Source organism: Polaribacter sp. NJDZ03 (genome assembly GCF_019263805.1).
GTDB lineage: Bacteria > Bacteroidota > Bacteroidia > Flavobacteriales > Flavobacteriaceae > Polaribacter.
The window spans coordinates 2,112,914-2,135,580 of the sequence record NZ_CP079195.1; the positions used below are offsets into that span (position 1 = coordinate 2,112,914).

Here is a 22,667-nt window from a genome sequence, read left to right on the forward strand (position 1 = left end):
AATTAATTGTTATTAAACATATTTTTGGATTTAGTTCCCGGTAACCTACCGGGAACTTAAACCAAATCTAATTTATTTCTGGTTATCCAATAGGTTACCAACCTTGGTTTTGTACTAATTGGTTAAATTTAACTATCTCGTTTTGTGGTATTGGTCCGTAGTTAGCATTACTATTATAAATTCTAGATTCCACATTTAAAATTGTATAATTGGCCCCATTAAATTTAGCTCCTTTAACGTTAGGTATTGTATTAAGAATACCCCATCGTCTTAAGTCATACAAACGATACCCTTCAAAACAAAGTTCTAATCTGCGTTCGTTTCTAATCAATTCTCGCATATCTGCTTTAGAAGTAATACTAGATAAATAAGCATCCCCACTACTTTGACCTACTCCAGCTCTAGATCGGATAGCACCGATTATAGAACGAGCACTCATACCATCTACCATATTATCAGGACCTCCCAATTCATTGGCAGCTTCAGCTAACAATAGATATAGATCCGTATAGCGTAGATAAATATTCATTTTTTCTGTTGTGGTTGTACTTCCATCGTTACTAATTACTAAATCTGGAGCTAACAATTTCTTCATATAGAAACCAGAACGTGTAGATTTACCTTGTACCTTATCTACTTCATTACTACCACCACCTACACCGGTATTGATAACTCTACCATTAAGATCGTTTCCGTTGTACAATATATACAAAGCCAAACGAGGATCTCTATTGGTGTATGGGTTAGCCGCATCGTAATCTGGGTGAGAAGTAGAGAACGGAGTACCGTCTAACATTGGAAATGCATCTACTAAGTTCTGAGTAGGATTTACAGCTCCATCTCCATTTAAAGAAGGTGGAAAATTATTTTCCTCTACAAATGCAGAAGTAAATACATTTTCTCTCCACAGCACTTCTGGAAATGTACGAGTACCGTTTGGGAAATCATAAAAGTTGGTCAACCCGTTAGGATCTAATCCAGCTACTCCTCCATTATCGTTCAATAAATCAGCCAAAATATTAGCTGCTATTTGGTAATTACCTCCTGATCCGTTTAAGAATGCGGGGCTAGCTGCTAACATATTCATTTTTGCTTGAATAGCTTTGATAATCCTTCCACTAACACGTCCATCTTGAGAATTACCAAAAACAAACTGATATCTTTCAGTATCAATACCGTCATATCTTGAGGGGCGCTTTGAAAGATCACCATCCCAATCCATTGGTAAATACTCTAAGGCTTCCTCTAAATCTGTATTGATACGAGCCACCGTTTCTTGAAAGCTTAATCTTGGTATATTAAAATCAGCATCAAAAGACAAGAAATCAGAAATATAAGGTATTCCTAATAATTCGCCTGAATTGCTTTTTCCTCCATGTTCTTGTAAAATCCAGAAATGTCTTATTCCTCTCAAGGCAATCGCTTCACCTAGCATTCTTTCCTTAAAAAGTTGATTGGTAACTGTATCTCTTTTCCAAGATACATTATCAATAACTTCCATGAAATTGTTCAAATATAGGATTTGTTCATACTGTCCCCATCTACTTGAAAATGCATTTTGAGCATTCCATTCTCCTGTAGCCATACGTCTAAAATCGTTAACAACGTTATTAACAGCATCGTCTGTAGCTACGTCACTAAAAGAATACTGATTTGGCATTCCCTCATAGCCATTAAGCAGTAAGCCTTCGGCAAAGGAGGGATCATTGTTCAATCTATTCTCTCCTTGTAAATTTTCATCCAAAGGCTCGATAGTACAAGCTCCTAAGGATAAGAGAACGATAGCTATCGTTGTATATTTAAAAAAATTTTTCATATCTAAAATCTATTTTTTTAGTTAAAACTTCATTCTAAGTCCCAAAGAATAGTAACGGTACATTGGGCTATTATTCAATTGCAGTTGGCGAATGTCCTTATTTTTTGAAATCTCCGCCAAGTTTGATCCGGAAGCGTACACACTAAAATCTTCCATGTTCATCTTATCTACCCAATTTTTTGGCAGATCATATGTCAATTGTACCCTTTGTAACCTAAAGTTACTATTGTCATACAACCAAAAGGTAGAGTTGTTACCAAAATTGTTTGTATTTGTTAAGGAAGACAATCTTGGAAAAGTTGCCGTATTAGCTGTTTCTGGTGTCCAACGACCACGAACTACTTCAGAGTATTTTTGATCTCCTTGAGGGCGATAATAATTACCATCGGCTACACCATTACCACCAACTTCTGCAGTTAAAAGTGCAAAAAGCGTAAAAGGACCATAATCTAAGGTAATATCAGAACTGAATGTCCAAGGTGAATCCCATCTACCTATAGAAACTTCATCTTGATTGTTTACCACTCCATCGTTATTTATATCTTTATAACGAAGATCTCCTGGCTGTAATGCCCCGAACTGAGTAGGTATACCTGCATTAAGGGAACCATCTGTGTTAAAATCATCTTCACCAAAGAAGCCTATAGACTCTAAACCAAAAATAGCATTCACAGGTTTCCCCTCTCTATTCTGATAATCGTCTGCATAAACTTCATCTACCTTCTTTCTAGTAGAATTAGTGTATAATACTCTAGCCCCGATGTTCATCCCAAACTTACCAAAACGATCCAAATAGTTAGCACCGAATTCAAAACCAGAATATTTATCAGCGTTAAAATTAGAGAAAGGTCTAAACCCTCCATAGTATTCTGGGTACACAGTGGTTGCATTGATTACTTGATCTGTCATATCTGATCTAAAAACATTGGCCTCTACCCATAATTTTTTACCAATTAAGGCCTCAAAACCAAGGTTATAATCCATTCTTTTCTCCATACCCAAATTATTGTTCTGTCCTCTGTCTATTGTGGTGTATTGATTATTGAAACCAGAACCATTTGATGCGTCTCCCCAATTATAAGAACCTCCATCTTGTTGATAAATGGCATCATATAAAAAATACCCATCAATACCTACATCAGAATAAACAACTCCCATAGAAGATCGTATTTTTAAATAATTCAACCAAGAAGAATCCTTTAAAGAATCTTCCTCAGTAAGTACGTATGCAAAGCCTAATGTTGGAGCAAACTTACCACGATTACCTTCTGCTAATTTTATAGAATGTACGTAAGAAGCATTAAAATCGAACATCAATTTGTTCTTGTACGTATAGTTAACACTCATTCCTAAATGGTTATTCTTATCAGATTGCTCTTCATCTATAACCTGAGTGCTATTAGCAAGCGCTATTATAGAAGCATTGATCTTGTGATTTTTACCTAACATCTTCTCGTAGTTAATCATCCCGTAGAAACCATAACGAATAGTAAACAGATTAGAACTAATATTCTCATTTTGCTCTGTACGGTCATTTTCCCTTACGTTTACCAATCCTACAATCTTATTATCATCGTTCCAGGTAGGTTCGTATGCAGCAAAGTCGTTTTCACTACTAGTGTTATATAAATTATAAAAATCAAAACTTAAATATGTTTTAGCAGATAAGCCTTCTGTAATAGCACTCAAGTCAAAATCAATGGCATTGTTTACCTGACTTATTCTTGTTACGTTAGTTCTACTACCTCCAGCATATACACTACCCAAAGGCACATTGTCTTTAAAATTTTGATTTCCTCCAATAAGGAATCCATTAAATTTTTTGGCTGCCTGTAATACCCCTGCTAATTCTGGATTACCGGTAACATCTATAGCGCTTATAGGTAATAAAGGAGCATATAGGTTAGGTCTAAAATTATTTCCTGCATCATAAAGATTGGTTAAAGAAGTTGTATTCTGTTCAATAATAGCAATCATATCAAAGCTACTCTTAATCCAGTCATTTACTCTAAAATCGATATTTCCACGAACATTAAAACGCTTAACACCTTTATCATTATCGGTAACATTTTGTATGGTTTGATCGCTTTTAAAACCAAGATTGATGTAATATTTGGTATCATCTACTGCTCCAGAGAAATCTGCCACTACATTGGTAAATGAAGCGTAATCTTTCATATATTCACTACTGTAGAAATCTACATTAGGATATCTAAAAGGATTAGTTCCACTAGCATGATTTGCAATTGCTTCATCTGTAAAACCAGGATTCCGAGCTAGCCCATCATTGGCTCTAGCTTCATTAAAAAGCGTCATATATTCAGCAGAGCCTAGATAATTTGGCATACTAGTAGGGGCTTTAATTCCCGAACTAATACTTACATTAAACTCTTGCTTTTCCGTACCACGTTTCGTTGTTACAACGATAACCCCATTCTTACCCATAGCACCATATAGCGCTACTGCATTGGCATCTTTTAAAATGGTAATTTCCTTGATTTCTTCCATATTAAGCAAATCGACGCTTCTACCTGGAATACCATCCACAACGATTAAGGCAGAACCTAAACCACGAATGTTGTCGCTTCCTTTAAGTCCTAGCATTCTACCAGATAAAGCATCTCGAACCCATTGGGTGTTATCATACTTAAGGAAATCTCCGGGTTCTATAGTAGATATCGCACCTACCACGTCTATATTCTCCCGATTCTGGAATCCTAAGTTTACTTCTTCCTTAATTTTGGATACCATTTTATTGGTATTCCTTTTAATGGAATCAGTTGTTGCGGTTAGATCATTGTCCTGAGCGGATAATGTAAGGGAAAACATCACAGAGACGCAACCGAACAACAATGATTTTTTATATTTATTAAAGTGTGTCATAGATTATTTATATTAACAAATAGTGAAAACAGTTTTAATTTTACCATCCCGGGTTTTGTGGGAATCCAGCGTACAATTCCGTATCATTCTGAGGAAATGGTAACCAATAATGTTTTTCCTCAAAAACTTTAGTACGTATTATCTCTTCTTGGAAGTTGATTGGTTTTCCAGCAGAATTTCGGTCAAAACGGATACCTGTTTTCAAACGATATTTCATTTCTGTACCCAATTTCCAACGTCTTACATCCATCCAGCGGTGATTTTCGTAACTCATTTCTACGGCACGTTCTCTACGGATCTCATCCATAAATTTGTTTACACTGGTTAAATTCTGTGGTTTAACATTTAAACTACCGTCTGGAACGGCACGTTCACGTATTGCGTTTACCGCGTCTACTGCAGACATATTGAATCCAGGTGCTTTTCCGTTTAAGCCATAAGCCATTACAGCAGCCTCTGCATACATCAGGTATACGTCGGTAAGCCTTACATGAGATCTCCAACCAAATGCTTCTACATTATCGAACTTATTAAAATTTCTTGGAGACCATTTTCTCATACCATATCCTGTTAGGGAACCAGTATTTTGATTAGGATTACGGTGTGCTCCATCATTATAAAGTTGGGCATATCGGTGTACTTCATTAGCGCCAGTAGCGGCTCCTATATTGTCAATCAACTGATCACCATCTACCACAATCCATTTATTAAAACGAGGATCTCTATTTTTCCAAGGATCTTGAGGATCGAACAAAGGACTATCATCACATGCCAACCCATCTTTCATTCCAAAATAATTATGGATATAGTTATGGGTAGGGGCTGCACCTGTATCACCTGAACTCATAGCAACATCAGTTAACTGCCATATAGACGGTAAATACTTAGGATACCAACCTACGTTTCCTGGTTGACTTAAAATAAACTCAGAAGAATAAGGATACTGTCCGTTCTCTGAATAGAACACAGAACCATAATTATCCCAAGGCACTAATTGATACCTAGGCATTTGTATTACCTGAGCCAAAGCTTCTGCAGCTTTCATACTCAATTCCTTATTATATCCATAGGTACTACTACTACCTTGCATTAATGGACTAGCTGCGTATAAAAGATTCTTACCTTTCATAGCCATCGCAGCACCTTTGGTTATACGGAACATATTCTGTCCTCTAGTCTTCGCTCCAGGAGCCCAAGTTGCATCGTCCCACTCTATAGGAAGTAACGCAATAGCTTTATCAAAGTCTTCATCTATTTTTAATGCTGTTTCAGACCATTCTGCAGGTCTTGGTAACTGCCAATCATCCTCTAAAACTCTGTCTATATATGGTATAGAACCCCAGAACTTCATAATTTCATGATGAAAAAATGCTCTAAAGAAGTACGACTGTCCTAAAATAGCATTCCTTTCTTGTTGCGTAGCATTTACCATTAAGGTCTCTACATTTTCAATAGCTATGTTTGCTTTTCTAATACCTTTCCAGCTACTTACCCAAACAGAACTTCTATCAAAAGGATAGTCTGCATTAGTATCTTTTGCATCATTACCACCAGAACCTTTGGCAATCTTAAACATACCTCTTTGATTTGCCCATTGACCATATTCTCCTTGATCTACTGCAAAATCGAACATCCAAGTACGATTATTAACCGATTCTTCACCATAATAGCCGTAGTACTGCCAGAAAGCTCCAGCATAATCAACCATCATAGCATACATTTCCTCTACCCAACCTTGAGAATTATTAAAATCTTTAAAGACTTCATTGATACTTAGGTCGGTTTCAAGTGTTTTATCTAAGTATTCTTCGCAAGAAACAGTAAGTGTTCCTATCAAAAATACGCAGCATATTATTTTAAATATTTTTTTCATTGTTATCGCTCTTAAAAGTTAATATTTACCCCTAGGTTAATTCTCCTAAACGAAGGATAACTACCCCTAAAATTACCATCTTCATTGCTCAATCTATCATCTGGAAGCTTTGACCAGAAAGCCAAATTGTTTCCGTTTAGGAACAACCTATAGCTGCTACCTTCTTTGGAATCAAAAGTATATGCAAATTCCATATTTTGTAATTTGATAAATGATGCATCATACCATTGTCTATAAGAATCTGTACTGTGTTGTGTGTTATTAAATCCACTAAGAACATGTTCTCCATCAGGATTATCTTTGCTCCAATAGTCTGAAAGAAAATCAAAGTATAAGTGAGATTCACCAACAAATGTTCTGTCTTGATATGATTTGGTAGCATTGTTAACCCCATAAAACTGAACACTAAAACTAAATTTCTTGTAATTAGCACCAAAGCTTAAGTTAAAAGTATTTAGAGGACGTTCTGTATATCCAAAAGGTACTTGGTCATAATCTCCACTTACAAAACCATCCATGTTCCAATCCTGCTCATCATAGAAACCAGGTCTACGTGCACTTTGGTTACTCTCTTGAGGATACGAACCATATACATCATCCCAATTCTCTAATAGATCTCCCCTTATTAATTCACGCGGTTGACCTATAGAAAATCCTGCCTCTTTTTGATATGAAGGTCTAAGTTTAGGATCTTCCTTATAAATTATCTCATCCTTGGTATAAGTGTAGGCAAAATTTCCATTAACACTCCAATTCTCTGTAAGTTGTTGATTATAATTAAGAACCATCTCCAAACCTTTTACAGTCGTTTTACCTAAGTTAACATCTGGCGGCTGAAAACCAAAAAAACTAGGAACACTACGGTCATTAGCAGGGATAACAATATTATCACGATCCTCCTTAAAGAAATCCACATCTAAGGTAAACATATTATTTAATGCAGCTAATTCAAAACCAATATTGGCTTTCGTTGAGGTCTCCCATTGCAAATTAGGGTTTCCGATTATAGCTTCTTTATAAAAAGTATAAGGAGATTTATCCCATTTGTTACTATTGTTCAAAAAAGCACTTCCTCCACTTCCCCACTGAGAAACATAACCCCATCTACCACCTGAAGAATCATCACCTACAACACCGTAAGAACCACGAATCTTAAGTTTGTTTAACCAACTTTCTGTTCCGCTCATAAAATTCTCATTAGTTACCATCCAACCTAGTGCTACAGAAGGAAAAAGATCGAACCTAAAACCTGGTCCGTATTTCTCCGATCCGTTATAAGCTCCATTCACATCAATAAAGTAACGACTATCATAATTATAGGTAGCTCTGGCCACCCAATCTTCCCTATATCTTGGAAATTCATTACCTATAGCATACTCTTCTCTATTCATTAAAGCTAACAGACCTACGGTATGTTTGTCTCCAAAAACACGATCATAATTTAAAGAAAGCTGATAAAATAAACGTCTACTAGAATTATTATCATTAATTGTCAACCCGTTTCTAGACCATGGTTGAACCACATAATCAAATTGATTTTCACCTGAAGGTGTCACATAATAAAAGGTTCCATCATCATTATAAATCTTAAAAACCACATTATCATCTGCATCAACTTTAGGATCATCAATCCCCTCATTACCTCTAAAGTTGTTATCAAATGATAATGAACCTCTTAAACTTAAACCTTCTGTAATAAAATCTAATTTTTGTTGTAGGATAAAATCTGTATTTACCTGTACCCTATGTTCATTGACATCACTTCTTGCTGTTAAAGAAACCGCAGGGTTAAGAACATCATATCTGTTAGGATCTGCACGCCCATAAGAACCATCAGGATATAAAGGATAAAACAAATCTGGCGACAATTCATAAATACTATTATTAAGTAATGATCTATCAACACTTGTACCTCCTTGAACTCCATAATAACCAGAAAGGTTTACAGAAAGACGAGTAGATTTTGTTATGTCAAAATCTATATTACTTCTAAAGTTAAAACGATTGTAAGAAAACTCTGTAGTATAACCTCTTCCAGTATCAAAGGCATTTGCGTCATAAATATCCCCTACGTGGTTATAGTTAATTGCTCCAAAATATTTTACAGTTTCAGTACCACCTCTAATAGAAAGATCTACCTTATAATCCATGGCGAAATCCTTTTGAGTTGTTTTTATCCAATCTACATTTGGATACACATACTGATCAGTATCATTAATTGGATTTCTATATCTATCTGCAATCGACTCAGGTACATAAAATTTCCAAGCTCCCTCATTAGCAGGTACAGAACGCTCAATAGACTCATTGGCAACTTTTATACCATTATAAGAATCGTATTTTCCTGGTAATTTAGATGGCTTTTTCAAAGTAGAACTAGCCGTTAAAGAAAGTTGAGCCTTACCAATTTTACCACGTTTTGTAGTAATAAGAATAACCCCATTAGCTCCTTTTACACCAAATACAGCAGTAGCAGAAGCATCTTTTAATACAGAGATACTCTCCACATCATTGGCATTTACATCGTTCATACTACGCTCTATACCATCTACCAAAATAAGTGGTTGCCCACTTCCGTTCCAACTACTCTTTCCACGAATAAAAATATCTGGAGACTCTTCTCCTGGACGACCAGTAGAAGATACAGTGGTAACACCTGGTAAACGCCCTGTAAGTGCTTGCCCTACAGTAGATACACCACCAGACTTTAACAGTTTATCTCCTGAGACTTGCACGATAGAACCTACCACACTTTCTTTCTTTTGTTTACCGTAACCGACAATTACAATTTCATCTAGACTAGCTACATCTTCCATTAGCTCTACACTAATTGTAGTTGTACCTTTTACAGGTATTTCTAAAGTTTTAAATCCTAGATAAGAAAACACTAACGTTTTAGTACCCGTCGTTAATTGAATAGAATAGTTTCCGTCAAAATCTGTTGTTGTTCCCCTAGTCGTTCCTTTTTGCACTACACTTACTCCTGGTAAGGTTAGTCCGCTTAGATCTGTGACAACACCCGTAATCTTTTCCTGTGCTTGCACATTAACAGCTGTAAAACTGCAGAAAACAAGTGCGAGTAACAACATAAATCCCGAAACTGGTTTCTCGTTTTTTAGTTTTTGCTTCATTTTTTGTTTTAAATTTAATTATAATTTGAATCGATTGAAATAAGAATCTAGAAAAGAAACTTATAATAACATGCACAATTTTACAAAACTTTAACACTTAAGTTATACTGTAATATAGTGATCGTTTTAAAATTTTACCCTTTTTATATAGAAAATTACCCCTAATATTTGTTACAAAACTACTATTTTTATAACAAATATTACATATTTAGTAATTTAAACCTATATTTTAATATTATCTGCAATATAAACAGACACAAAGTAAGAATACCATCAAAACCCGTTACTACACTATTTCTACTACCTTGTTGTAGAATATTAGTACCAATAGCTGGTATACTCGTTTATGCCTCGGTTACGAAACCTTTAACAGTAACAGTCTTCTGAGGATTCTCATTGGCCCAAATAGTAAAATGGGACATAAAATGAGTAATACAAAGAGCCCCGTTTTACTGCACAAATTAAAACCGAAAAAGGGCTGTTTTGCATAAAGGATTTGTTTTGTCATACATTTAAATCTTTTTTTAATAACTTATATCTATAAGTTTTGGTTGATACTTGTTTTAACCGGCCAATTTTACTCTTTTAGTAACTCTACTTAACATGGCCTAAATCTAACTAATACATAATTTCATTGTTTTTACTTCATACCATTATATTAACCGCTCTTTTTAAAAACGCACTGTTATTCATCTAGTTATAGTACGTTGCTAAGCCGTCCTCAATGTTAAAGAAATCTTAAAGAAATAATAAATAAAATTAAAGCATCTAATGTAATTAATGTTGCATTAACCTGTATTTACTACGTTTGTGCAGTATAAATTACAAAAGGTGCAACATATAAAATGATCTAAGTTATTTTTAAAATTTGATAAAAAGATTAAGTTTATACGGACCAAAATAACAATTCAAATTCTAAGACAACCCTTTGAAAACTAGTAACAAGACATTAAAAATAGCCTAAGACAACTAATAATACTGCTTTCTTTTATATCTATATATAAGTATAAAAATTACCCCAAATTGAGTGCATTAAACAGTAAATATTAGAAATATGGCTAAAAAAACGCACTGTTAAAATTTTGTTGAAATAACTTAATAAGTGTAAATGCTAAGGCAGTAAATCTTTGTTTATATTATTAGAAAGGTATTTAATTTAAGCTATTTTGGAAACAATAAATAACAAATCAAGACTAGAATCAATCAAAAATAAAATTTAGGAAGAATGTTATCGTTAAAATAAAAGAAGTAATCTTAAATCTATACTATTTATAACATTAGTATCTTTTGCTGATAGCTTAAAATTTGTTCTCTACCAGGTTAAATTAATATAATAAAAGATAAAATACCAACATATAAACAAGCTTTAATGTGAAATTTCACAAACTCTTATGTGCAATATTAAAACTAATTGAAAGCCCCAAAATTGAGGTATTATTAATTTTTATATTCATTCAAAAAAATTTTAATAGTACTTAGAAATTTTCTTTTATGATCCTAATTTTTGTAACAAGCTACCTAATACCTTTATTATTGATCATATTAATTAAAAAATTTAACTTTATAAAATTTTTAACGTAGAAAGCATTTAGAAATAAAAAACACTAATTGCTGTGGTTTCTAATTATTAACTAATATCTTATATAAAACGACAAAATTATCAGATCTAGCAATCTTTATTATACAATCACATTGGGTTTGTCATTATATATTTAATATTTTCTTTTAAGGTAAAAAGAGAACATTTTAACTTCTTTAGGGATCTTTACAGACTTATTTTTTACACTTCCCATATCATATCATCAGAATTTAATAGAAGTAATTATATCGGCCTTAATACTATCTGGTATCCTATTTAGTGTAAGATTACAGTTAAAAAACCATACATTAAAAGAAGCTTATTTAAGTATTGTAAGGTTTATTTACATCAAAGTATTGTATACTACTTCTTATAAAAGATAAAAAGTTAGTCCAAATTTTAATATTTTAGTATTTATAACTTCTCCGCTTATAGTACTATTTTTAAAAACTGGTGTTAAACCATAGTAAAGGTTTATATTAAACTCATCATAACCTGTAGAAAGTGTTAAGCCGTACTGCAATTTATTATAACTAGAAACATTCTTGAATTTAAAAGTATTATTGCTATCATTATCAAATTGAAATCTATTAGCAAAGTTGTAAGAGAATTTAATACCACCATACACCCTCCAAAAACTATATTTAGTCGCTGTAGAAGTTCTCCATCTAAATTCTAATGGAAACTCTAAGTTATGTGATTTAAACAAATTAGCACTAATACTAGCATCACTACTAAAAGTAGTTGTGTTATTTATTTCTTCTACTTTAAGCTCATGATTAAAAAAATCAAATCCATACCCTACTCCTGCTGCTACAGATATACTACCCTGTTTATTTAGAATTACATCTTTCATAAACCCAATAGAAAGTCCATAGGAAAAATTACTTTTAGATATTTCTTGTGGTTGATCTACAAATTGTGCGTAAGAAACTCCAATATAAATTTGATCTTCTGCATATCTGTCACCTAGATTTAAGGAGTCTTTCTGGGCAAAAGCTCCAAATACATTAATTAATATTAAAAGGAGAGTTAAAACTGTTTTCATATATAAATTTAACGAATTATAAATATAGAATATTTCATTAATACATTTTAATTTAAAAAAAAAAAACATAAAAAAAAGGATAATCCATTGAATTATCCTTTTCCTTAAAAATTATATTATATAGATTACTCAGTCTTTTTAGAAGCAGAATAACTAATTTTAAGAGCATTTACGTCTCTTAATTTTAATCTAATGTCTGTAATTGTACCAACACTAGATTCTGTATCTGCCTTAATAGAAGTTGTCATAAATGGAACTTCTGCTTCAGAGACTTTAGATCTTGCATTTATTATAAATGCAGGAACTTCATCCGCAGTAGCAATTTTATCATTCAATTGAATTCTATTAAAACTCGTACCATATTTAGCATCCTTTGCTTTACCAACATAAATTGTTGTTACCAAACTTTTATGCTCTAATTTCTTTACTTCTGTTGCCGAAGGTAACCTTGGAGCATCAATCTGTAAAGAAGTTTCTCTCATGGTAGTAGTTACCATGAAAAAGAATAACAACATAAATACAATATCAGGTAAAGCTGCAGTATTTACTCCTGGCATTCCTTTCTTCTTTTTTCTAAATTTAGACATACTGTTAAATTTTAAAAATTAATTTGTAGGTTCTTGATCTGAAATAATCTGAGGATAAGCTGTTTTAATAAATTCAACTCTATTCTTCAAATTTTCATTAGTCCTATCATCCTTATAAGCTTCTTCAAGTTCTTCAAAAGGGATTTTGTATTTCTCAACACTTAATCTATTTCTTAAAAAACTATAAGCTTTTAACAATTCATCTTGAACAGTTAAATAAGTTCCATACTCTGTTAATCTATCACTCTGTACCGATATAATTGCTTTGTTAGGGTGATCTGAAGAATCATCACTTCTTTCACCTTTACAATAAGCACATGGTCCACTAGCAACACCATTTTCAACTTTACCTTCACCTCCACCATTGTCTACAAAAGCAATAGCAGCTTCTTTTAGGTCTTTAATATCCATTCTTTCGCCTTCAACTAAAAGCTCATTATTTCTATTAATGTTTACCTCAAAAATGTTTTTTTCTTTAATAACAGGTGGTACATAATCTGCTGGTGGTTTTTCAGAAAGTTTTTTGGAAACTCCTGAATCCACATTCATGGTTGTTGTTACTAAGAAAAAGATTAACAGCAAGAAGGCAATATCTGCCATAGAACCTGCATTAATTTCTGGATTCTCTCTTCTTGCCATATTATTATGATTTTATTAATCCTTTTACTAAATCGTATACAAAGAACAAACTAGCTACTAGGCCTAGACAAACGCTATACCATATACCTGTTCCTACCCATTGGTTACTAGAAGTACCTGCTTCTCCACCTTCTAGTACTTTTCCTTGTGTATCAAGCACAGCACTACTATCTGCTAAAAAGTAAGCAAAAACTAATACTACACCTAAAGCAGCAACTCCTACTAAAGTCTTTTTCAAATTTTCTGGATTTGTAAAAAGGCTAAATAAAGATAGCAACAATGTTGTACCTACTGCAAAGTAAAGTAATATAGTAGAAAATGTCACTATACTACCAACAGAACCACTTAAGGCTGCTGTGTCTCCCTCATCACTCATAAAGATGTTGATAAAGAGAAAGGCTCCAATTACAGCTATTACAGCTATAAATATGTTTAAAATTTTTGATAAATTATTTTTCATAATGTATCTTATTTTTTATATTTCACTAATAAATCTATTAATTGAATAGATGCATCTTCCATGTTGTTTACAATACTATCGATTTTAGAAACGATATAATTATAAAAAATCTGTAAAATAATAGCTACAATTAAACCAAATACGGTTGTTAATAATGCTACTTTAATACCAACTGCTACTACTCCAGGAGAAATATCATTTGCTACTGCAATCATATCAAAAGCCTGAATCATACCAATTACCGTACCCATAAACCCAAGCATCGGTGCTAAAGCAATAAATAAAGATAGCCATGAAATGTTTTTCTCTAAAAGTCCCATTTGAACTCCTCCATAAGAAACTACAGCTTTTTCTGCAGCATCTACTCCTTCATCTACTCTGTCTAAACCTTGGTAAAAGATAGATGCAACTGGTCCTTTAGAGTTTCTACAAACTTCTTTAGCAGCTTCTACACCACCAGAACTTAAAGCTTCATCTACACTAGCTACTAATTTCTTAGTATTAGTTGTTGCCAAGTTTAAATAAATAATTCTTTCAATTGCAATTGCTAAACCTAAAATTAAGGCTACTAATACAATTCCCATAAATTCTGGGCCACCTTCTATAAAACGTTGTTTTAATTCTTGGTGGAAAGTTTTTGACTCTTCAGCTGCTTCTTGTGCGAAAGTTGATTGAATAGCTCCAAAAAACATAAATCCTGTTACGGATAGGACATTTACTACTTTTTTCATCTTTGTTATAATTAATTTTTAATAGTTAACGGGTTAAAGATATTAATTTTCATCTCAAAAAAACAATATGAAAGGCAATTTAACTAAAATAATTAAAAAATTACCCCTCTAATACTTTTGAGAGTGCCAAGTAACAAAAAAATATTGAGCATTTAAAAAAAAAATCAATCTATTTGATGTTAAAAACTTCATTTAACTCAATTATATGTTTAAAAATGATAATTATCAGTTAATTCGCCTCTTAAAGATTTTTCAAAAAAATGTATAAACTCCTCATCTGATAGGTTTTTATCTAATAAGTACATTAATTTGGCAATAGCAGACTCTGTGGTAATATCTCTACCATTAATAACCCCCATTTCTAAAAGCAGTAAACTTGTATCATAATGCCCCATCATTACCCGACCACTTATACATTGGGTTACGTTTACAATTTTAATACCTTTCTCTATTGCCTTTTTTAACAAACCAATAAAACTTTCTGAATTTGGTGCATTACCAGACCCATACGTTTCTAATACAACTCCTTTTAAATTTGGAATATTTAAAATACTTTCTATCACTAAATTTGATATTCCAGGAAACAATTTTAAAATAACTACTTCCTCAACCAAATTTTTTCTAACAATTAAAACATTATCTTTATTATTAGAGTGTTGAACAATATGCTCATTAAATTTAAGATGCACACCACTTTCTGCTAATGGAGGAAAATTTAAAGAGGTAAAAGCCTCAAATTCTTCAGAACTTATTTTTGTTGTTCTATTTGCTCTGTATAATTTGTATTCAAAATACAAACAAACTTCAGATATAATGGGCATTCCATTTTTATTTGCACTTGCAACTTCTATTGAGGTAATTAAATTTTCTTTAGCATCGGTTCTTAAATCTCCAATTGGTAGTTGAGATCCTGTAAAAATGATCGGTTTTTGCAAATTTTCTAACATAAAACTTATTGCAGAAGAAGTATACGCCATAGTGTCTGAGCCTGATAAAACCACAAAACCATCAAATTTTTTATAATTTTCTTCAATAATTTCTACTATACTTATATAATATACAGTATTCATGTTTGATGAATCTATGGGCTCTTCGAAAGAAATACTTTCTATAGTACAGTTTAACTGTTGTAATTCTGGAATCTTTTCTACAATCTGACTAAAATCGAATGCTTTTAAGGCATTTGTTTTATAGTCTTTCATCATACCAATCGTTCCGCCAGTATATATAAGTAATATGTTAGGTTTCCTTGTCATTTTGTCATTTTTATCTTCCAAACAATAAATTGGAATACTTTATGTTGTAAATTTATCAAAGAAAAGTGAAATACAATTTTTAAACAATATAATTTATGATAGGATTCTATATTTTAATTGGTGCAATTGCTTTAGCGAGCTGGTTAGTAAGTAATACGCTGAAAAACAAATTTAAAAAATACTCTAAAATTCAGCTTAGAAATGGAATGAGCGGTGCTGAAATTGCAGAAAAGATGTTGGCTGATAATGGTATTTTTGATGTAAAAGTAATTTCTACTCCTGGTAGATTAACAGACCATTACAACCCTACAGATAAAACAGTAAACTTAAGTGAATCTGTGTATAACCAAAGAAATGCTGCAGCTGCGGCTGTTGCTGCACATGAGTGCGGACACGCAGTACAACATGCAAAAGCGTATAGTTATTTAACAATGCGATCTCAATTAGTACCTATTGTAAGTGTTACTTCTAAATTCTCGCAATGGTTGGTAATTGGTGGTTTAATTTTAGGCGCAGCTTCTGGAGCAACCGGAATCGGTTTTTACATTGCCATTGCTGGTTTAGTTTTTATGGGGTTTGCAACACTTTTTAGTTTTATTACTTTACCTGTAGAATATGATGCAAGTAATAGAGCTTTGGCTTGGTTAGAAAACAAGAATATGGTTTCTCAAGAAGAATTAGCTGGCGCAACAGATGCTTTAAAATGGGCTGCAAGAACATACTTAGTAGCTGCTTTAGGTTCTTTAGCTTCTTTATTATATTGGGGACTGCAAATATTAGGAGGAAGAGATTAACATCGCAGATGTTATTGTTACTTTTCTATTCTTAATGAAAATTAAAATGCTCTTGATAAAATCAAGAGCATTTTTTATATATTTTTTGAAAAATTAAAATTATTCATATTCTCCAGATAGCGTTTGAACATTTTTCTTATTGGATCTTAATTTTAATAAAACCATACCAATATCGGTTGAAATATCATTTTTAGAAAAAGAACTAAAGATTCTATTTTGCGCTATTTTTGATCTTTTATAATTAGACGAAAATCTCTTTTTCCAATCTTCTTCAAAGCCAATTAAAAGATTAATATCTTTATTTTCAATAGCGTTTTTTATATGTTTACTAGCCATAATTGCAGCTTCAAATATAAATTTATAACCTTCCCCTGCAATAGGATTTACTTGAGAAACACTATCACCTACACAAACTAAATTATTTAAAGTAAATTTTTCTAAAACTGGTGTTATTGGAATACTACCTCCTTCTACTAAATCATTATCTTTAGTAACTAGTTTTTTAAATTTTGGTAATTCAATAATTTTATTTAATCTATTTTTCAAACCTTTAAAAAGTGTCTCTTCTAAAGTACCAAAGCCAATAATTGCCCTTTCATTTTTTAATGGAAAAATCCAACCATAACCTCCTTCATAAGTTTTGCCAATCATCAAGTGCATTTCATTAGAATTCCCATGGTATTTTACGTTGTACTCAACACCTGTTGCAACGCTGTAGCTACTATCTAATAATCCAACTTTTTTACTAATTACACCAACTGTACCAGAAGCATCAACAAAGATTTTACCTTTATATATATTTCCCTTTTTATCTGATATATGAGTATATAAGTCTTTAGAGTTTTCTTTAAAAATATCATTTACATGTACTCCTGTTTTAATATCTACATAATTATAATCAAGAGACTCTAAAAGTTCTTTATGAAGTATTTCTTTGTCTAAAATATATAAATCATCTTTAATTTCAGATTTTACTCTTTTAGAGTGAACTACCATTGTATTAATATGCTGAGCAACGATATTTTCTGATAAATCAAAATCTTTTAAATCCATAAAACTCGCTAAAGTTTTAAATGAAAAATTTAATAAATCTTTTCTCCTATCTAAAAGTAATATTTTACATTTAGTCTTACCAAGCTCTCTTGCAAGCATTAAGCCAGCTGTTCCTGCTCCAATAATTACAACATCATAAGCCTCTTCCATAATTGAAATTTAATCATTCAGCTTTAAAACTGCCATAAATGCTTCTTGCGGAATTTCTACATTACCAACCTGACGCATTCTCTTTTTACCTTTTTTCTGCTTTTCTAATAACTTACGTTTTCTAGAAATATCTCCACCATAACATTTTGCTGTAACATCTTTACGCAATGCTTTGGTAGTTTCACGGGCAATAATTTTTGCTCCAATTGCTGCCTGAATAGGAATATCGAACTGTTGACGTGGAATTAATTCTTTTAACTTCTCTACAATTTTCTTACCAATTGTATAGGCGTTATCTGCATGTAAAAGTGCAGAAAGGGCATCTACAGGTTGTCCATTTAACAATAAATCTACTCTAACTAATTTAGATTCTCTCATACCAATTGGAGAATAATCGAAAGAAGCATATCCTTTAGAAACCGTTTTTAAACGATCGTAAAAATCGAAAACAATTTCTGCCAAAGGCATATCAAAAATCAATTCTACTCTTTCTGTGGTTAAATAAGTCTGATTTACTATTTCACCACGTTTTTCTATACACAAACTCATTACTTGCCCAACATAATCTGACTTAGTAATAATACTTGCTTTGATAAAAGGCTCTTCCACTCTATCTAATCTCGATGGATCTGGTAAATCTGTAGGATTATTTAAAAGTAATATTTCGTTCGGATTTTTCTTTGTGTACGCGTGGTAAGAAACGTTAGGAACCGTTGTAATAACGGTCATATTAAACTCACGTTCTAGACGTTCTTGAATAATTTCCATGTGTAACATTCCTAAAAATCCACAACGGAAACCAAAACCTAAAGCGGCAGAACTTTCTGGTACAAAAACCAAAGAAGCATCATTTAATTGCAATTTTTCCATAGAATAACGCAATTCTTCAAAATCTTCTGTGTCTACCGGATAAATTCCTGCAAAAACCATTGGTTTTACATCCTCAAAACCATCAATTATTTCTGTAGTTGGGTTAAGAGCATCTGTAATAGTATCTCCTACTTTTACTTCTTTTGCTGTTTTAATTCCTGTAATTAAATACCCAACATCACCTGTTTTAACAGATTTTTTTACAACTTGCTCTAGCTTTAAAGTACCAACTTCATCTGCAAAATAATTTTTGCCAGTTGCCATAAACTTAATTTGTTGTCCTTTTTTTATTTCTCCGTTTAAAACACGGAAATAAGTTTCTATTCCACGATAAGAATTGTAAACAGAATCAAAAATTAAGGCTTGCAATGGTGCATCTGGGTCTCCTTTTGGCGCAGGAACTCTATCGATAATTGCAGCTAAAATATTCTCCACTCCAAAACCTGTTTTTCCACTTGCGTGAATTACATCTTCTGGGTCGCAACCTAATAAATCTACAATATCATCTGTTACTTCTTCTGGGTTTGCAGAAGGTAAATCTACTTTATTTAAAATAGGAATAATTTCTAAATCGTTCTCTAAAGCTAGATATAGATTAGAAATTGTTTGTGCCTGTATACTTTGTGCTGCATCTACAATTAACAATGCGCCTTCACAAGCGGCTATAGAACGAGAAACTTCGTAAGAGAAATCTACGTGACCAGGAGTGTCAATTAAATTTAAGATATATTGCTCTCCTTTATATTCAAAATCCATTTGGATAGCATGCGATTTTATGGTAATACCACGTTCTCGCTCTAAATCCATATTATCTAATAACTGATCTTTCTTTTCACGATCTGTTACAGCACCTGTGTACTCTAACAATCTATCTGCTAACGTACTTTTACCATGATCTATATGTGCGATAATGCAAAAGTTTCTAATGTTTTTCATACTTCGTTTTCTAACTGCGTTCAACTGACAAAGATAGGTAAATAAGTTTGTGAATTAAATAACTAAAAGTATCTTAATTTTTGCAGTTAACAGCTATCTTTTGCAGTATACAAGAAAAGCATTTTCAAAACCTTATTAAGTATGTTCGTTTATATTGTAAATAAAAACTAGAAAGAGATTTACAAATCTCTTTCTAGTTCTGCAATGGCTACTTTAAATTCTTCTAAATTGATACATTCATCTCCAGATTTATCGTATCCTTTTATCAATTCACCAGCAACAATTCCTCTAAAAAAGCCACTGATATCAGCATCTTTTAATAGGTCTTTTACTTCGCCTTTATTTAATTTACCATCTTTATCTTTATCAAAAAAAAGAAAAGCTTCTGCCGGACTTTGAAATTTACTAGTAATTAAAAAACTGATTTTCTTTAAAATATCTTCTTTTGCTCCCATAATATAATTTGATTCTTTTATACTGTAAGATATCATTTTATTTTTAAAATACAAAGCTTTTCATATTTCTAAGAGATGATTTAAAAATGAATTTAGGGATATTTCAATCTTAAAAATAGCAAAAAATATTTTTCCCCTTAAAGGTTTAAAAAACACTAAATTTGCAAAAAATTATATCGTTTTGATTAAAATCGGCAACATAGAATTACCAGACTTTCCTCTTTTATTAGCACCAATGGAGGATGTTTCTGACCCACCATTTAGAGCTTTATGTAAAGAACATGGAGCAGATGTGGTATACACAGAGTTTATTTCTTCTGAAGGCTTAATCCGTGATGCAGCAAAAAGTATCATGAAATTAGACATCTATGAAAAAGAACGTCCGGTAGGAATTCAGATTTTTGGAGCCAATTTAGAGTCGATGTTAAGAACCGTCGAAATTGTTGAAAAATCGAATCCAGATATTATTGACATCAACTTTGGTTGCCCTGTTAAGAAAGTCGTTTCTAAAGGCGCAGGAGCAGGAATTTTAAAAGACATAGATTTAATGGTTTCATTAACAGAAGCCATGGTAAAACACACTAATTTGCCTATTACAGTTAAAACTAGATTAGGTTGGGATCATGATTCTATTAGAATTGTAGAAGTAGCAGAAAGATTGCAAGATGTTGGTTGTGCTGCCATTTCTATTCATGGTAGAACGCGTGCCCAAATGTATAAAGGGGAAGCAGATTGGAAACCTATTGCAGCTGTAAAAAATAACCAAAGAATGCACATTCCGGTTTTTGGAAATGGAGATGTAACCTCTCCTGAAAAAGCAATGGAAATGAGAGATTCTTACGGTTTAGATGGCTGTATGATTGGTAGAGCAGCTATTGGATATCCTTGGTTTTTTAACGAAATAAAACATTTTTTTAATACTGGTGAACATTTAGCAAAACCAACAATTGCACAACGTGTAGAAATGGCAAGAAGACATTTACAAATGGCTATTGATTGGAAAGGTGCTGGTTTAGGAGTTTTAGAAACTAGAAGACATTACACCAATTATTTTAAAGGAATACCGCATTTTAAAGAATATAGAATGAAAATGGTAACTTCGGATGATGCTAGTGATGTTTTTGCTGCCTTTGATGAAGTTGAAGCGAAGTTTAAAAATACCATTATTCCTCAGTTTTAAAACTTTTTGATAATTCTTTATTTCTCAACAAACTCTTTAGATATTCTACTACTTGCAATTTTAGAGGCAATAAAACCTAAGACAGTAATAGTAGCAATTACAATAAAAAGATTAGAAAATCTAAATTCTACCGGATAAGCAAAGTTTTGAGTTATCATAAATACGCCAAATTCTTTCTGAATAAAAACGATTAGAATTCCTAATGATAAACCGATAATCATTCCTAAAAAGGTTAATAGAAAACCTTGTAAAATAAATATTTTCTTAATGTCTTTTATAGAGGCACCTAAACTGAAAAGGGTTTTTAAATTCGATTTTTTATCGATAATCATCATTATAATTGCACCAATAACATTAAATAATGCTATAATTACAATTAACGTAAAAATAAGATAAGACACAAAATTCTCTGTGTTGATTACCTTATAAAAAACCTCGTTTAATTGTTGTTTGGTTTGTACTTTAAATTGATCTCCTAATTGTTCTTGTAGTTCTTCAGAAAACAAATCTGCATCTAAATTATCTTTTAATTTAATTTCTATACCTGTTATTTCATTTTTCTTAAAATTCAACAAATTCTTTGCGTCATTTATAGAAACAAAAACAAATTTACTTTCAAACTCTTCTGTACCAGAATACAAGCCCACAATTTGCACTTCTGCTTTGTAAAAAGCATTATTTGGGTTGATAAAACCTACTCCTGGCTTAGGAACCATAACTGTCAAAGGAGCACCATAATTTAAAACTCCTAATGATAATTTTCTTGAAATTCCATTACCAACAACTGCAGTATTTGGCTGATTTACATTTAACCAATTCCCTAAACTGATTACAGAATCTATGTTTGTAATAGAAGTATAACTCGCTTCAACTCCCTTTATATAAGCAATTTCATTCTTATCATTGTACTCTAAAAAAACACGCTCTTCTATAATTTTAGAAGTTGCTTTAATAGAAGTATTGTTTATGAATGCTTGATGAACATCATCCGTATATAAAAAAGTCTTTCCTTTATTAGAAGTTATTTTAATATCAGGATCTGAAACATCTAATAAACTGTAACTAAATGTACGTAAACCAGAAAAGCCAGAAAGTATAATAAACAAGGCTAATGAACCTACAATCACTCCAAAAGAAGCAATAATGGTAATAATATTTATAGCATTATTACCTGTTTTAGTAAATAAATATCTTTTGGCTATGTAGAAGGGAAAGTTCAAATGAAA

The 22,667-nt window shown here is 32.1% G+C and carries 16 protein-coding genes; 2 read left to right on the forward strand and 14 right to left on the reverse strand.

Features of this window, described 5'->3' with window-relative positions; all coding sequences use genetic code 11:
• Positions 1-94: 94 nt before the first annotated feature.
• From KV700_RS09075 to KV700_RS09120, 10 genes are all read right to left on the reverse strand, one after another.
• On the reverse strand, positions 95-1,816 hold the full coding sequence (locus tag KV700_RS09075; protein ID WP_166384126.1) for a RagB/SusD family nutrient uptake outer membrane protein: 1,722 nt from the start codon (positions 1,814-1,816) through the stop codon (positions 95-97).
• Positions 1,817-1,837: 21 nt separating this feature from the next.
• On the reverse strand, positions 1,838-4,567 hold the full coding sequence (locus KV700_RS09080; protein ID WP_218597687.1) for a SusC/RagA family TonB-linked outer membrane protein: 2,730 nt from the start codon (positions 4,565-4,567) through the stop codon (positions 1,838-1,840).
• Positions 4,568-4,739: 172 nt separating this feature from the next.
• Positions 4,740-6,572, reverse strand: coding sequence for a RagB/SusD family nutrient uptake outer membrane protein (locus tag KV700_RS09085; RefSeq protein WP_218597688.1), 1,833 nt, complete (start codon positions 6,570-6,572; stop codon positions 4,740-4,742).
• Between the two features lie 11 nt (positions 6,573-6,583).
• Positions 6,584-9,703, reverse strand: coding sequence for a TonB-dependent receptor (locus KV700_RS09090; RefSeq protein WP_218597689.1), 3,120 nt, complete (start codon positions 9,701-9,703; stop codon positions 6,584-6,586).
• A 1,949-nt stretch (positions 9,704-11,652) separates the two neighbouring features.
• The gene (locus tag KV700_RS09095) at positions 11,653-12,330 is read right to left on the reverse strand and encodes a porin family protein (protein ID WP_166384118.1); all 678 of its coding nucleotides are present in this window, start codon (positions 12,328-12,330) and stop codon (positions 11,653-11,655) included.
• Positions 12,331-12,455: 125 nt separating this feature from the next.
• Positions 12,456-12,917 carry a biopolymer transporter ExbD gene (locus tag KV700_RS09100; protein WP_166384116.1) on the reverse strand — a complete coding sequence of 154 codons (462 nt, stop codon included), beginning with the start codon at positions 12,915-12,917 and terminating at the stop codon, positions 12,456-12,458.
• A gap of 18 nt (positions 12,918-12,935) precedes the next feature.
• Positions 12,936-13,556, reverse strand: coding sequence for a biopolymer transporter ExbD (locus tag KV700_RS09105; RefSeq protein WP_166384114.1), 621 nt, complete (start codon positions 13,554-13,556; stop codon positions 12,936-12,938).
• Between the two features lie 4 nt (positions 13,557-13,560).
• Positions 13,561-14,016 carry a hypothetical protein gene (locus KV700_RS09110; RefSeq protein WP_166384112.1) on the reverse strand — a complete coding sequence of 152 codons (456 nt, stop codon included), beginning with the start codon at positions 14,014-14,016 and terminating at the stop codon, positions 13,561-13,563.
• A gap of 8 nt (positions 14,017-14,024) precedes the next feature.
• Positions 14,025-14,747: a MotA/TolQ/ExbB proton channel family protein gene (locus KV700_RS09115; protein WP_166384110.1), complete on the reverse strand. Its 723-nt coding sequence runs from the start codon at positions 14,745-14,747 to the stop codon at positions 14,025-14,027.
• 209 nt (positions 14,748-14,956) lie between these two features.
• Positions 14,957-16,003 carry an asparaginase gene (locus KV700_RS09120; RefSeq protein WP_218597690.1) on the reverse strand — a complete coding sequence of 349 codons (1,047 nt, stop codon included), beginning with the start codon at positions 16,001-16,003 and terminating at the stop codon, positions 14,957-14,959.
• 95 nt (positions 16,004-16,098) lie between these two features.
• Here KV700_RS09120 and KV700_RS09125 point away from each other — a divergent pair, with 95 nt between their 5' ends.
• A complete protein-coding gene (locus tag KV700_RS09125) occupies positions 16,099-16,797 on the forward strand; it encodes a zinc metallopeptidase (RefSeq protein ID WP_218597691.1) in 699 nt (232 codons plus the stop codon).
• A 99-nt stretch (positions 16,798-16,896) separates the two neighbouring features.
• On the opposite strand, the gene KV700_RS09130 is transcribed toward KV700_RS09125, so the two are convergent.
• From KV700_RS09130 to KV700_RS09140, 3 genes are all read right to left on the reverse strand, one after another.
• Positions 16,897-18,000: an NAD(P)/FAD-dependent oxidoreductase gene (locus KV700_RS09130; protein ID WP_218597692.1), complete on the reverse strand. Its 1,104-nt coding sequence runs from the start codon at positions 17,998-18,000 to the stop codon at positions 16,897-16,899.
• Between the two features lie 9 nt (positions 18,001-18,009).
• Entirely contained in the window at positions 18,010-19,806 is a 1,797-nt protein-coding gene (lepA, locus tag KV700_RS09135) for a translation elongation factor 4 (RefSeq protein WP_218597693.1), read from the reverse strand.
• 179 nt (positions 19,807-19,985) lie between these two features.
• The gene (locus tag KV700_RS09140) at positions 19,986-20,297 is read right to left on the reverse strand and encodes an EF-hand domain-containing protein (protein WP_240914571.1); all 312 of its coding nucleotides are present in this window, start codon (positions 20,295-20,297) and stop codon (positions 19,986-19,988) included.
• Between the two features lie 145 nt (positions 20,298-20,442).
• Between KV700_RS09140 and dusB the strand changes: the two genes are divergently transcribed.
• Positions 20,443-21,441: a tRNA dihydrouridine synthase DusB gene (gene dusB / locus KV700_RS09145; RefSeq protein WP_218597694.1), complete on the forward strand. Its 999-nt coding sequence runs from the start codon at positions 20,443-20,445 to the stop codon at positions 21,439-21,441.
• A 17-nt stretch (positions 21,442-21,458) separates the two neighbouring features.
• On the opposite strand, the gene KV700_RS09150 is transcribed toward dusB, so the two are convergent.
• Entirely contained in the window at positions 21,459-22,661 is a 1,203-nt protein-coding gene (locus KV700_RS09150) for an ABC transporter permease (RefSeq protein WP_218597695.1), read from the reverse strand.
• Between the last annotated feature and the right edge of the window lie 6 nt (positions 22,662-22,667).

Bases quoted from the DNA above. Each gene is read 5' to 3' on its own strand.
- KV700_RS09075 (WP_166384126.1), bottom strand. From the start codon at position 1,816: ATGAAAAATTTTTTTAAATATACAACGATAGCTATCGTTCTCTTATCC.
- KV700_RS09080 (WP_218597687.1), bottom strand. From the start codon at position 4,567: ATGGTATCCAAAATTAAGGAAGAAGTAAACTTAGGATTCCAGAATCGG.
- KV700_RS09085 (WP_218597688.1), bottom strand. From the start codon at position 6,572: ATGAAAAAAATATTTAAAATAATATGCTGCGTATTTTTGATAGGAACA.
- KV700_RS09090 (WP_218597689.1), bottom strand. From the start codon at position 9,703: ATGAAGCAAAAACTAAAAAACGAGAAACCAGTTTCGGGATTTATGTTG.
- KV700_RS09095 (WP_166384118.1), bottom strand. From the start codon at position 12,330: ATGAAAACAGTTTTAACTCTCCTTTTAATATTAATTAATGTATTTGGA.
- KV700_RS09100 (WP_166384116.1), bottom strand. From the start codon at position 12,917: ATGTCTAAATTTAGAAAAAAGAAGAAAGGAATGCCAGGAGTAAATACT.
- KV700_RS09105 (WP_166384114.1), bottom strand. From the start codon at position 13,556: ATGGCAAGAAGAGAGAATCCAGAAATTAATGCAGGTTCTATGGCAGAT.
- KV700_RS09110 (WP_166384112.1), bottom strand. From the start codon at position 14,016: ATGAAAAATAATTTATCAAAAATTTTAAACATATTTATAGCTGTAATA.
- KV700_RS09115 (WP_166384110.1), bottom strand. From the start codon at position 14,747: ATGAAAAAAGTAGTAAATGTCCTATCCGTAACAGGATTTATGTTTTTT.
- KV700_RS09120 (WP_218597690.1), bottom strand. From the start codon at position 16,003: ATGACAAGGAAACCTAACATATTACTTATATATACTGGCGGAACGATT.
- KV700_RS09125 (WP_218597691.1), top strand. From the start codon at position 16,099: ATGATAGGATTCTATATTTTAATTGGTGCAATTGCTTTAGCGAGCTGG.
- KV700_RS09130 (WP_218597692.1), bottom strand. From the start codon at position 18,000: ATGGAAGAGGCTTATGATGTTGTAATTATTGGAGCAGGAACAGCTGGC.
- lepA (WP_218597693.1), bottom strand. From the start codon at position 19,806: ATGAAAAACATTAGAAACTTTTGCATTATCGCACATATAGATCATGGT.
- KV700_RS09140 (WP_240914571.1), bottom strand. From the start codon at position 20,297: ATGATATCTTACAGTATAAAAGAATCAAATTATATTATGGGAGCAAAA.